Origin of the sequence: Acinetobacter sp. 1294243 (assembly GCF_000588015.1) — a bacterium.
In the GTDB taxonomy this organism is placed as follows: Bacteria; Pseudomonadota; Gammaproteobacteria; order Pseudomonadales; family Moraxellaceae; genus Acinetobacter; species Acinetobacter pittii.
Genome location: NZ_JFXG01000006.1, coordinates 146,262 through 159,095, shown reverse-complemented (window position 1 = coordinate 159,095; position 12,834 = coordinate 146,262). Strand labels below are relative to the sequence as shown.

The window sequence follows — 12,834 nt, the reverse complement described above, 5'->3', positions numbered from 1 at the left end:
CCAATTGCTGTGAACAAAACTTCTTTGCTTGTAGATCAGTTATATAGAAGTCACCAAAGCTGGCTTCACCAATGGTTGAGACAAAAATTAGGTAATACTGATCAGGCCGCAGATCTGGTTCAGGACACATTTATTAAACTGCTACAAACGCGTGACGAGCTATTCGGCATTAAGGAACCGCGTGCTTATTTAACCTCGATTGCTAAAAATCTGCTCATTGACCAAGTGCGCCGTAAACGCATTGAACAAGCTTATTTAGATGGCTTGAGTCAAATGGAATATATGCTTGATGCAGTGGCTTCACCTGAAGACCAGATGCAAATTATTCAAGCAATTAACCAGCTTTGCAAAGCACTCGAAGGGGTTTCTGATAAAGCACAGCAAGCTTTTATTTTGCATTACCTCGAAGGCTATACCCATAAAGAAATTGCCGAGCGTTTAAATGTGTCGACCAAAATGATTCAAAAATATTTGGCGAGCTGTTTAATTCAGTGCTACCAAAATCGACAAGACATGGACGCTTGCATTTAAATGGCCGTGGACAAAAGCAAGCATCACCAACTGGTTGAAGAAGCCGCGCATTGGATTGTTCAACTGAGTTCGGATGATGAACGCTCACGAAAAACCGCCAAGCAAAAATTTGAAGAGTGGAAAAAAACCAGTGAGCAACACCGCCAAGTGGCTGCCGATATTGAACAGTGCATTGGGTCAATTCAAAAACTTTCCCAAACCAGCGGACATAAAAAAGTCACTAAAGTTGCCCTTAAAGCTGGCTTAAGCTCAGGCAAAGCTTATAAACATTTACGTGCAGGAACAGCTTTTGCCGTTGTGTTTGTTGCCATGAGTGGGGCGCTATTTTATTTAACTGACACGACAGTGGCCTATGTGACTGCCGACATTCAAGGACAATCAGGGCAGTGGACCACGCAAACCTTACCAGATGGTTCACGTTTAATTTTACGTGGTAAAAGCGCGGTCAATCTTGATTTTAAAACTAACCAGCGAGTGGTTGAGTTGGTGCAAGGTCAAATTTATGTTGATGTTGCCAAAGATAAGACTAGACCGTTTTTGGTCAAAACCAGTCATGGGAAAATTCAGGCACTCGGCACAGCTTTTAGTGTCGGTTATGATCCTTCGGCAACTGAACTCAAAATGTTGCACTCAAAGGTAAAAGTAGAGGCCACACAGGTTAAAACGACCCAATTTGCAGGCGCCTCAAAAAGCCATTGTTGAAGCAGGGAAAGCCATTAAAATGGACCAAAATGGCGTACAAAAACTGCCTGCACTGAATGTTTATAACGAACAACAAAAATGGCAAAAGCATCAGCTTATGGTAGAAAACCTGCCGCTGAATCAAGTGCTACAAGAGCTAGACCGCAACTACAAAGGCAAAATTATTTTTAATGATGCGGCACTGCAACATGTGCGGGTCAATGCTGTGTTGCCTTTAGATCAAACCACAGAGTCGCTTAAGCTTTTGGCTACGGTTTTTCCAGATCTGAAAATTAAGCAAATCACGCCGTTTGTGGTCATGGTTTCTTTAAAATAATAAAAAATTAAATTTATTTTCAATTTTAGGTTCCACTTTTTTGAAAGTCGTTCGTCATAGTAAGTAGAAGCAATAAATATGGATCATTTTAATTTGTTTTGTTGAATGATTCTTATTACGATTTACTGGGGCGGGGCAAATGAAAAAAGCGGGAACGGGGCAAAAGCGGAATCGATCGATTTTTCGATTCTCAACATTGGCATTTGCCATACATGCTGTGTCGATGGGTGGGCTTGTTGTACTTCCTATGCAGCAGGCTTATGCAGAAACAGCTGGGGTTAAAAGCTATAACATTCCTGCGGGCCGTCTTGCTAACGTACTGAATCAGTTTGCCGAACAATCGGGTACTTCAATTGCAATGGATGCCCAACAACTCCAAGGGCTACATAGCCTAGGCTTAAAAGGTAACTTTGCAGTCGAACAAGGTTTTGAGCAGCTTTTAAAAGCAACCGAATTTAATGCTGTAAAAGTTGGGCAGGGCTACACACTCACCAAAAAATCTATGCCGCGAGTCACTCCCGCTAAGGTCCAGACCGCTAGTCTGCCGCCAAGTAGTGCTGTAATTGAAGAAGATGCGTCGGTACGACTTACGCCAATTGTGGTGTACGGCAAAGAAGACCGTGACACAGAAGGCTATAACAAAGTTTATGACGCAAACCGTTCTTCGGTCTATGCGGGCAAAGACTATGTCGAACGCTTTAAAGGAACCACCCCAGCCGATGTTTTACAAGGTATGGTGGGAGTCTATAGCGGTGATGCCCGTAACAGTGGCGCACTCGACCCAAGTGTACGTGGTGTGCAGGGTGTTGGTCGTGTGCCTTTAACTATTGATGGCACTGAACAGTCGATTGCCGTGTGGCGTGGCTACAACGGGGTAAATAACAGAAACTATATCGACCCCAATCTCATTGCGGGCATTGAAGTCATTAAAGGCCCATCTTTAGAGCGCAATACGACAACTTCTGTAGGTGGTGGTGTGGTAGTTAAAACGCTAGAGGCCGATGACATTGTTCGTCCGGGTAAGTCTTTTGGTGCAGAGTTAAAAGTAGAAGGCTCAACTAACTCAATCGATCCATCTTTGCCAGATATGAGTAAAGTGGGCCAAAACTACGATGCCACAACGCCTTGGATCGACATGAACGGGTCAAAATATGACCCCGATATTTATAAAAAGAACCGGACCAGAAGTGATAACTCTCATTTTTCGGGCGATGACTTAGCGGGCCGACTGGCAATTGCCACCAAGCAAGACAAATTCGATTTACTGGCAGTTTATGCAGTACGTGAGCGCGGCAACTATTTTTCGGGTACACATGGCGCGGGCTACTATAAACGAGCGACGCCAGACAGTAGCCTCGATTTTATTCCTTACTTTGCCTATGCCTATCAACCGGGAGATGAAGTTCCCAACACTTCAAGCCATATGGAGTCGTGGTTGTTAAAAGGGACCTATCGCCCAACCGATAACCAGACTCTTAAACTGACCTACCGAGATACCAAAAATATTTTTGGTGAAATTATGCCATCTCGAATTGTTTGGGGCATTACGCCTGACTTGGGTGTTCCGCAGTGGCCTTTAAGCAATATTCACTCTAAAGCTTATAGCTTCGAATATAAGTTTAAGCCTGAGAATAATCGCTGGATTGATTTCTACGCCAACATTTGGCAAACCGACACCGAAAGCCAGACCTACACACGTGGTGGATGGCCAACCACAATCGATTTTCGAGATAACACCATTATTAACACGGCGATAAGCCATTCTGACAATACGCGTAAAGGCATTACGGTCAGCAATAAAACCCGTTTGTTAGACCAGCTTGATTTGACACTCGGTGGAAGTTTCTTAAAAGAAAAGCTGACATCTGACGATATATATGGCGAATTTGGCCCAAGTTATTCGCTCTATCAAGCATTGCCACGAGCAGGGCGCCGTGAGGAAAAAACATTCGACTTTAACTTTAATTATAGACCGCTATCTTGGTTAAGTTTTGATGCGGGCATGCGTTATCGTTCATATTGGGCTGTTGATGACTTTTTAAATAAGTCTTTGCAGAGCGAGATTGACCCGAGTTTAAATCCGCTGTTTACCAAAAAAAGTAGGCTTAAAGAATATACCTTTGAATATCAGACCATGCCTGAGAGTTACACCTCGACTCAGCAGCGTTTAATCAATGTTTTAAAACAGCGTTATGCCACAAAAAATCCTGATTGGGATGGGCAGCTCGACACTGTACCTGCATCTGAGAGCACTTTATATAACATGATCTGGTCACAGAAAAATACGCTGACCTGGAAAGCCGATGCGAATGGGCAATTGTCGCTTGCCGATAATCCTTTAAACCAGCTCAATGCCTCTGGCCAAAAGTACGTCGTAACTGGCGGGAATTTTATGTCGGTGGTAGACCAAGTTCCAGTTGAGTCTGCCGACAAAGTTAAAGATAGCGGCTGGGCACCGCAGTTAGGTGCCTCAATTCACCTTACGCCAAACAGCAGAATCTATGCACGCTATGCAGAGGAATATCGCTTACCAAGTTTGTTTGAAAGCACTGTCGGTTTTTCTGCCATGTTGCCATATCAAGCAATCAAACCTGAACACGCTTTTAACTACGAAGTAGGGTATGTCTATGACATGCGTGATTGGTTTAGCACAGCGCGCAATGCCGACATTAAGCTCGCCTATTACTACAACAAAACCAAAAATGTGATTGAGCGTGACCAAAACCTTATTTTTACCAATATGGATGAGCAAAAGCTATCAGGTCTAGAGTTACAAAGTCGTTTTGATAATGGCGGTTTTTTCACAGACTTGAGCGTGGCCTATAACTTAAAAAATGAAGTATGTGACACCAATAGTGCCATTAACAAAATGATTTTAGGCGGCACGGTTCAAACCGAGCAGGGCCTTGAGTTCCGCGAACCGTATCAGCGTTGTGTCGATGACGGTTTCCCAAATGGCTACTTGGTAACAATGGCCACTCCTGAACTGAGTTTCCACGGTTTGCTTGGCGCACGCTTTTTTGATGAAAAGTTAGAGCTCGGTGCACGCGCAACATTCTATAAAGCTTATGAAAGCCCGCTACGCAAAAACAATGATGCTAGCGTCAATAAAGGCTATTACCTCAATGTGCCTTTGGCTTGGGATGACACGTGGATTTTTGATGCCTATGCGCGTTATCAGTTCGATAACTACAACACGGTTGAGTTTGTCGGCAGTAATCTTTCTAACCAGTTTTATATCGATCCTTTAACTCGTAGTGCCATGGCCGCACCCGGCCGAACGATGAAAATTAGTTGGACCACCAAATTTTAAACAGAATTTGATTCCCTCTACACATACATAAAAGGGAGTCAGGTAACGGTAAATAATAAGTTTGAATGATTATTATTTACAAGAAGAGAGTAGGTTTGCAGCTGGGCCTACTCAATAAACTAAAAAATAGCGAAATCGTTATTTTAAATTAAACAATAACTTAGTTTTAAAAAAGATGGAGTAACAACAAATGAAAATCTCTCAATTGTTCTTGGGTCTCGTTGCTTGTTCAACTGCATTTGCTTATGCAGGAATTGATGGTATTTCGAGTAATGAAAGTAACATCAAAATCGGTGCTGCTGCCAATGCAAGCCATCCGGGTGGTGTAGCAGCGGTGTCGGTTCAAGCTGCGGGTGCACCATATAACGCTTTTACAGGTTTTAGTTCGTTAAAAGGTTTGGCTCAGGCTTTTGCTGCTCAGGGAACGAGTAACACCAATGTAACGGTTGGCAGCAAAACCTTTAATATTTCACATATTCCAGTGTCTGCAATGCCACCTTCACACAGTGCATTAGGTAATTTTAACTTTGGTCAGGTGGGCACACAGGAAGTCTATTTTGGTGAATGGTGGAAAGGGGGCGACACGCCGGCAAGCGGGAGCCATACCGTTTACTACGCGGGTGATAACACCAATACCACTGTTCCAACCGCGGGTACTGCAACCTATACCGTTGCAGGGATTAACGGTTCTGGAAGCAATCTGTTAAGTGGTACGTTCACGGCAAATTATGGCGCTGGTACACTTGAAGGAACGCTTACAGGAACTGGTACGGCTGTTTCATCATTAAGCCTAGATGGTGTGGCATTTAACCCGGGTACTGCTGCATTTGCAGGTTTGGCAACGGCTAACGGTACAGCTGGTGTCGACAACTCTGGTGTGGTTCAAGGTCAATTCTTTGGTGCAAATGCTTCGGCTTTAGCGGGTATTGCCCAGTTTGATAACGTGTCTTACAACACAGCATTTGGCGGTGCTAAAAATTAATGAATGCAAAAGGAATCTACATACGTAGGTTCCTTTTGTTTTTTGGCTTTTGCTTGGTTGCTTCAGGTTTATTGTTTTATGAAACGAACGCTTTTGTGCTGTCTGACATTGTTGAGTTGTCCATTTTTATATGCCGACGAAGACACACAGCTTCGTCTCAATCAAAGCTTGGACCAAACACTTTTACAAGAACAGCGCCAGTTTCACGAGCAGGGAACCATTCGTAGTACCGAGCAATTACCAAAACTTCAAATTAATGGACAAGAATATAGTGTTGAGCAAAATCCGAATGATCTTGCCAAGGCGTTATATTTGGCAGTCATGCAAAAACAGTGGCTCAAAGCCACGGTTTATTTAGAACATTATAAAAAATATGTTGGCTACGATCGGGCTTTAACCGACTTTGCCGAAGGGGCAGTTGCACGTTCTCAGGGTCAACTGAAATTGGCTGAACAAAAATTTCAAAGCAGCTTAAAACAACAACCTCATAATTTAATTTGTGAACTTGAGTTAGCGCGCGTGCTGTTTGAACAACAGAAAAATAAGGAAGCAGCACGCCTTTTTATTTCCATTCAAGACCAACTGAAACAAAGTGATCCCGCTGTTATTCCTTCTGGGGTTTTAACAACAGTGAATACCTTTGTCCAAGCATTAAAAAAACGAGACTCTTGGCAAGGCTCGATTTCAGCGGGTTATACCTATGTTAGTAATTTAAATAGTTCGTCTGAACAAAGCAAAACATGGACGCTTTATGGCAAAGATAGTGACGGTAATATTATCCCAATTGAGCAAGTTACCCGTGGGACCCCTAAAGCTGAATCGGCAACGGGGTTAGATTACGAAGCCAGTCTGATTAAACGCTATGCGATTAAGGGGCATCATGGCGTGGCTTTACGTGCACTGGCGTTTGGACAGTCCTATAACGACCACGCGGCATTTAATGAATCTACCATTAACATTAATGCAGGCTACAGCTACTTTGACTTAAAAAATCAAATTGGGGTGAGTCCGCTATTTGAACATAAACGTTATGGCAATGATGGTCTTTACAATGCCTGGGGTGCGCGTGCCGAGTGGATGCATTTTATCTCTGCAGATAAAGCTTTCAAGCTTGAGGCTGAGAGTAAAGATTTAAATTATCAGAAATATAAAACCCTAGATGGGGTAGAAAGCTCAGCTTTTGCTACTTTCTGGAAGATTTTTCCAGACCAGTGGACTTTTTTTGGTGGTCTAGATGTGCTCGACCATTCGACCCAAGAAAAATACATGGCTGCCTACCAACAGCAAGGTGTGCGATTGGGCTTAAGCAAATCTTGGAGTACAGGATTTAATACCACTTTGCTGAGTTCTTATCGTTGGCGCCTGTTTGATAAATACGCAGAAACTTTCTTAGCTCGTCGTCATGATTTTGAACAAAACTATACCCTTGTTGTGCAAATGCCGCGCTTTGAGTTTTATGGCATGACGCCTAATTTAACCTATCGCTATAACCATAATAAAAGCAATGTCGATTGGCTGTATTCCTACGATAAACACAACATTAGTCTCAAGCTTGAGCATCGTTTTTAGGGAATAAGCCATGAAATCAAAATCATTACTCCCTACACATAAGCCAATGGTTAAGTTGCCTTTACCACAAGGGCCTAAGCATTTTTATAAGTGCTTAACCGTAGTGGTGGTGATTGGTCTGCATGTGTTTGTTGTCTGGATGCTGAGTCATTTAATTGAGCCTTATACTTTTCAAGCATCACCAAAAGTAGATGCATTAAAAGTAAGTTTTGTGTCATTGGCACCTGCTAAAAAAAGATCGGCTGAAAAGATCGAAAGCAAACCTAAAAAAAGTGTAACGCCTCAATCTACCTTAAGCAGTTCGGTATCTTCAGTACCTGAAGAATCAAAAAACTCGCCTACAAATGTTCAAACATTAGCATCAAAAACTGCCTCTAAAGAGGTCGTGCAAAATAATTTAAATGACAAACAGCAAGCACAACCAAAAACGACTTTAAACAATTTAGCTTCGTCTCAAACAGCGCAGCCTACAGAAAGGCGAGTGGCTCATATAGATAAACAACTGGGTTCGACAGACCTTGAACAAACGCAAACTGAGCATTTGCCACAAAACACCAATAGCGAAACCAAAAGTGGCGGCGTCAAAACACCAACAACGCAGCAAGAGTATTCCAAAGCACCGAGCACTCAAGTTGAACACGATGACGTTGTTCAGGTGAGTAGTGTGGATGTGCTGAGTTTTGGCGGGCTTGACTATGATGACCGCGAGTTAAAACAACAAAATCGTTTGGTTGAGCTTCGTATTCGCATTAATGAAAAAGGGCAGCCGATTGACATCCAATTACGTCAAAGTTCGGGCATTCAAAACCTTGATGAACGGGTCATGCAAGCTGCACGTAAATCCAGATTTAACCCCCAAAAAATTAACGGTCGAGCCGTGACCATTGTTGTGGATTTTCCAGTCCAACTCAAACTCAATCGGGGCCGTTAACCGATGATTAATATCTATTTTGCAGGAGAAAGATGATGAACTCATCTACAGACCAAATCATTAGCAACAGCTTGTCTTTACGTTTGAAACAAGAAACTGCTGCTGAACACGAACGTATGCATCAATTAATGTCACAGGCAAAGGTATTTTCAAGTAAAGAAAAATACGCGCAATTTACGTTATCTCAATATTACTTTCAGCGTGAAATTGAACATCTTTTTGAAAAAGAGGGTGTGGCAGGACTGATTCCAGACCTCGACATTCGTGGCCGCTCAAAACAAGCACTTGCTGATTTAAATGATTTGGGTATTCAACCTAACGAACAGCAGTTACAGAGTGAAAACGTACAGCTACCCGAAGCTTTAGGCTGGATTTATGTATCTGAGGGTTCAACTTTAGGGGCTGCATTTTTATTTAAAGAAGCTCAAAAGCATTTGGGTTTTTCTGAAACGTTTGCTGCGCGTAATTTAGCGGCCTATCCCGAAGGGCGCGCTAAAGTCTGGAAACGTTTTGTACAAGCACTTGATGAAACAGGCTTTGACCAAACCCAGCAAGACCGAGTTGTTCAAGGGGCGTTAGATGCCTTTGGATATTTTGGTCAAGCGCTTGATCAGCTTGATGAATTGAAATAATAAAAAGTGGATAAAGGGAATACCCGATATGGACAAACTCAATCAAGTAAATGTGATCGTAAAACATGAGCAGTCGTTAGCACCCGCTCAACCAGTCAGTAAGCTTGCCCGTTCTGTTTGGGCGCGTTGGGTGTTTATTGGTTTGGCTTGGTTGTGTATTGCGCTTGGCATATTGGGTATTTTTATTCCGGGTTTACCCACCGTTGATTTTATAATTTTGGCTGTGTTCTTTGCGGCTCGAGGGTCTGAAAAACTTCATCAATGGTTTCGAAATCATCGTTATATCGGTCCACTCATTCGCGAGTGGCAAGAACATCGGCGGATTCCTAAAAAAGCAAAATACATCTCGACAGTTAGTATGAGTTTGGCTGCGGGACTGATGATTTGGACCATTCCGTATCCGTGGTTTGTCTATCTGGCAATTTTATGTATGGCAGGGGTATTGGTGTGGATGTGGCTTAAAAAATGAAAGAATTATGATTGGCACTGTTGCATAGTACGCTTCATGGTTTTTACAAAATCACGCGGTACTTCAGGGCTTTGTAAACTTAAACTGCCAAGTTTATGCATGAGTTTAGGAGAGTATTGACGCTCTAAACGATGATAAATACATGTACAACTTGCACGGCTATGACCTGCTGCCATACATTTTAAATAGAAATCACGTTGAGCATTATTTTTTTGACCGGCGAAGGCAATAGATGCAAATAATAATCCACCTAGAAAAACTGAAAAATTATAAAGTGACATATATCTACTCTTGGTTGTTGTTTTTCATTATCCATATTTTGGCATAACTTTTTCAGGTCCAAAACCAGTTGATGTCAACTAGCGGCTTCATCATAGTTAGAACAGTTTTAGAGGTCAAATTGATTTGAGGATGATAACAGTTTAGTGTTTTAAAAATAGTCAATTTTGATTGTTGCCATTTTAAAGACAGTGTTACGACATTACGCACCCTATTTTTTTACATAATTTTTTGCTTTCATAAACGCTTTAGTATTATTCATTTTTAAATCATTTATATACAACTTGCTTACTTTAAAGTTTTAATTTAACAGGATATTTTTTATGACAGATACCCCAATTAAAAAAGACACAGAAAGTACCTGGGCAATATGTCGAGATCCTGTTTTACTCACTATGGTGGGTGGGGCAATTGATACTATTGGCTTTATCGCATTGTTTGGCTTTTTCACCGCGCATGTGACGGGAAACTTAGTGTTGGCAGGGGCAGCATGGGTTAAAGGTGGCTCGGGTTTATGGATTAAGCTCGCAGCAATTCCATTATTTATTTTGACCGTTGTCATTACAAAACTGTTGATTGACCGCAGTCAGGTCAAGCACAAAACGCTGTCTTATTTATTTTTATTTGAAGCTATTTTTCTATGTGGCTTTATGGTGGCAGGGCTTTACTTCGAGCCATTTAAAGATCCGGATGCATTAACAGTTGCAGTAACGGGTGGGCTAGGTTTAATTGCTTTGGCTATTCGTAATACTTCAAGCAAAACCCTTATTAAAAATATTAGCCCAAGCACCATGATGACAGGCAACACTACCCAGCTTGGGATTGATATTGCCAACTTACTTAAAAACAATAATGCAGCTAATCGGGCAAGTTTTCTAAAAAGTGCCAGTATTGTAATTGGGTTTGTAATTGGCGCTTTCTTAGGAGCGATACTTTATGTCTATTTTGATTTCTGGAGTGTAGCGCCGTTTATCTTACCAATTTTGTATTTCTCTTATTTAGCTTCACAGCAAAAGTTCAACCAAGCTTAATTCGAAGAAATAACAAATTAGCCTGAATTAAAATGAGTTCAGGCTTTTTTTCGTAATAAAGCAAAACGGAAGCGGACTCGAAATTGTTCGTTCACTGCTTTACAGGCATAATGACCAGATGGGGAATACATTCGATTAAGGAAGGCAGAATGACAAAGTCTTACCATTATTCAATGATAACAATAATGGCTTTGCTCAGTGGTTGTCAGGTCATTCATTTAAAAGAAAGTAATTTAAGCAATGCTTTAAAAAGTAAGAATGAAAGTATTCTGACCGATGGCACCTTAAGCCATCAAACCCAAAACTTACTGTATTTGGTCAAAGAAGATGAAAAAACTTGCCTACAAAATTTTGATGATTGTTTAAATAAGGTTCAGAGCCTGTCCGAAAATAGTAGCCGAGAAGAACGCTATGCTGCGCTGAGTGAAATTTACTTGGCAAAAGCTTTAGATGTTGGGCGTAGTAGCCAGTGTCATGTTATTAATAAAAGTAACAGTTGCGTTGAGCAGGAGTTAGCGCTGTTCGATAAAAGCTTACGCTATAGTTATGTCTATTTATTTGACTCTGAAGAGTCGCCGTTCGATCGGGTATTTGACCATCGCCAAAATCAGGTACGTATTTTTTATAACGTCGCCTTATCAAAGCTTATGACCACGTATTTTAATCATTTAAATACACATCGTTTTCCGCCATTGCTGAAAGCAGATGGGCATGAGTACCATGTCAATTTTGACCACGCGTTAGATGTACAAAAAATTGAAGTCGATACTTTTCGCTCAAGCTATAACATGAACTTTTCTGGTTTTAATACCGTTAACCGTAAGGATGGTTTGGGGGCAGAGTTTATTGTTGGGCGTAAAGAAAATGATGTGAATCACGGCTTCATTTTAGACCCCGATAATTTTTATGCTCACCAAGCCAACCCTAATATTCATTTACCACGCTTCTTTCCAGCCACTGCTATTGCATACCCAAAACAAAAAGCCACAGCCGATCAGGTCATTGTTGGGGCAGAGTTAGAAATTGCGATGTTCGATCCATATCGACAAGACCGTGTAAAAATTGAAGGTGTGGACTATCCACTGACTGCAAACTATTCGGCTCCTTATGGGCTGTGGCTATCGAAATATAATTTAGGTGCAGCAGGTTATTGGTCTTTAATTAATAAAGAAGCCAATTTAATCATGCCGCATTTATATATGCTGGAACCTTTTAACCCGAATAAGAAAATTATTGTGTTTGTTCATGGCTTAGCAAGTAGCCCAGAGGCGTGGGTGAGCCTAACCAATGACATTATGGGCGATGCCGAATTAAGGAAAAATTATCAGGTTTGGCAGGTGTTTTATTCAACCAATATGCCGATTTTTGAAAGTCGCTTTCAGATTTATTCATTGTTGAATCAGGCTTTTCAAAACATTGCGAAAGACAGTTATGCGGCACACGATGCAGTGTTGGTCGGGCATAGTATGGGCGGCGTGATTAGCCGTTTATTGGTCAGTGATGCTGATGTTTCAGAGCAAGCCATACAAAAAATGAATGAAGCGCAGTTAAATCGTTTAAAAGAAAATCCGGTAATTCAAGAGCGTTTTCAGTTCAAGGCTTTGCCATATTTTAATCGAGTTGTTTTTGTTTCGGCACCGCACCATGGTACTGACTACGCTGACCGATGGTTTACCCAAATTGCCCGCCGTATTATTCGTTTGCCCGCTGATTTTTTTATTGCAGTTGAAATGAGAGACGAGAAAAATACAAAACTCAGAAAAGGTTTAATTGAAAACGGAGCAAGTAATTTAAGTCGCTCTTCTAACTTTATGCAGTTGACTCAAGCCATTCAACCATCGCCACAAGTGGTCTATCACTCAATTATGGGTAATATTAACGGGACAACTGACAAGTTAAAAAGCAGTGATGGAATTGTGCCTTATCAAAGTTCGCATTTAGGTGGGGAGCAGTCGGAGTTGATCATTAAAGGTGGGCATTCGATTCAAACTAGCCCTGAGGCAATTTTAGAGTTACGCCGTATTTTACGATTGCATTTAAAGCAGTCGCAGCCTTCAAAATAGAAATTTTTGTTTTTAG

The 12,834-nt window shown here is 41.5% G+C and carries 10 protein-coding genes and 1 pseudogene; 10 read left to right on the top strand and 1 reads right to left on the bottom strand.

Going from position 1 to position 12,834, the window contains the following annotated elements; all coding sequences use genetic code 11:
* The first annotated feature begins 9 nt into the window (after positions 1-9).
* The 8 genes and pseudogenes from J655_RS13660 (at position 10) to J655_RS13630 (ending at position 9,445) form a co-directional block, all read left to right on the top strand.
* Positions 10-531: a sigma-70 family RNA polymerase sigma factor gene (locus J655_RS13660; RefSeq protein ID WP_078221390.1), complete on the top strand. Its 522-nt coding sequence runs from the start codon at positions 10-12 to the stop codon at positions 529-531.
* A pseudogene (locus tag J655_RS0104435) lies at positions 532-1,549 on the top strand (FecR family protein).
* A 139-nt stretch (positions 1,550-1,688) separates the two neighbouring features.
* Complete coding sequence (locus J655_RS13655; protein WP_032052503.1) at positions 1,689-4,862, top strand: TonB-dependent receptor domain-containing protein; 3,174 nt, start codon at positions 1,689-1,691, stop codon at positions 4,860-4,862.
* A gap of 190 nt (positions 4,863-5,052) precedes the next feature.
* Complete coding sequence (locus J655_RS13650) at positions 5,053-5,844, top strand: Slam-dependent surface lipoprotein (protein ID WP_032052502.1); 792 nt, start codon at positions 5,053-5,055, stop codon at positions 5,842-5,844.
* A gap of 102 nt (positions 5,845-5,946) precedes the next feature.
* On the top strand, positions 5,947-7,413 hold the full coding sequence (locus J655_RS13645; protein ID WP_081311964.1) for a porin family protein: 1,467 nt from the start codon (positions 5,947-5,949) through the stop codon (positions 7,411-7,413).
* Between the two features lie 10 nt (positions 7,414-7,423).
* Positions 7,424-8,344, top strand: a complete 921-nt coding sequence (locus tag J655_RS13640; RefSeq protein WP_032052501.1) for an energy transducer TonB — start codon at positions 7,424-7,426, stop codon at positions 8,342-8,344.
* Positions 8,345-8,376: 32 nt separating this feature from the next.
* Entirely contained in the window at positions 8,377-8,976 is a 600-nt protein-coding gene (locus J655_RS13635) for a biliverdin-producing heme oxygenase (protein ID WP_081311963.1), read from the top strand.
* Positions 8,977-9,004: 28 nt separating this feature from the next.
* Complete coding sequence (locus J655_RS13630) at positions 9,005-9,445, top strand: YbaN family protein (protein WP_032052499.1); 441 nt, start codon at positions 9,005-9,007, stop codon at positions 9,443-9,445.
* A 5-nt stretch (positions 9,446-9,450) separates the two neighbouring features.
* On the opposite strand, the gene J655_RS13625 is transcribed toward J655_RS13630, so the two are convergent.
* Positions 9,451-9,726: a hypothetical protein gene (locus tag J655_RS13625; RefSeq protein ID WP_013198670.1), complete on the bottom strand. Its 276-nt coding sequence runs from the start codon at positions 9,724-9,726 to the stop codon at positions 9,451-9,453.
* Positions 9,727-10,047: 321 nt separating this feature from the next.
* Between J655_RS13625 and J655_RS13620 the strand changes: the two genes are divergently transcribed.
* Both J655_RS13620 and J655_RS13615 read left to right on the top strand, forming a co-directional pair.
* Complete coding sequence (locus J655_RS13620) at positions 10,048-10,755, top strand: YoaK family protein (protein WP_032052498.1); 708 nt, start codon at positions 10,048-10,050, stop codon at positions 10,753-10,755.
* Between the two features lie 149 nt (positions 10,756-10,904).
* On the top strand, positions 10,905-12,818 hold the full coding sequence (locus J655_RS13615; protein ID WP_032052495.1) for an esterase/lipase family protein: 1,914 nt from the start codon (positions 10,905-10,907) through the stop codon (positions 12,816-12,818).
* Positions 12,819-12,834 lie beyond the last annotated feature (16 nt).

Bases quoted from the DNA above. Each gene is read 5' to 3' on its own strand.
- J655_RS13655 (WP_032052503.1), top strand. From the start codon at position 1,689: ATGAAAAAAGCGGGAACGGGGCAAAAGCGGAATCGATCGATTTTTCGA.
- J655_RS13650 (WP_032052502.1), top strand. From the start codon at position 5,053: ATGAAAATCTCTCAATTGTTCTTGGGTCTCGTTGCTTGTTCAACTGCA.
- J655_RS13640 (WP_032052501.1), top strand. From the start codon at position 7,424: ATGAAATCAAAATCATTACTCCCTACACATAAGCCAATGGTTAAGTTG.
- J655_RS13635 (WP_081311963.1), top strand. From the start codon at position 8,377: ATGATGAACTCATCTACAGACCAAATCATTAGCAACAGCTTGTCTTTA.
- J655_RS13630 (WP_032052499.1), top strand. From the start codon at position 9,005: ATGGACAAACTCAATCAAGTAAATGTGATCGTAAAACATGAGCAGTCG.
- J655_RS13625 (WP_013198670.1), bottom strand. From the start codon at position 9,726: ATGTCACTTTATAATTTTTCAGTTTTTCTAGGTGGATTATTATTTGCA.
- J655_RS13620 (WP_032052498.1), top strand. From the start codon at position 10,048: ATGACAGATACCCCAATTAAAAAAGACACAGAAAGTACCTGGGCAATA.
- J655_RS13615 (WP_032052495.1), top strand. From the start codon at position 10,905: ATGACAAAGTCTTACCATTATTCAATGATAACAATAATGGCTTTGCTC.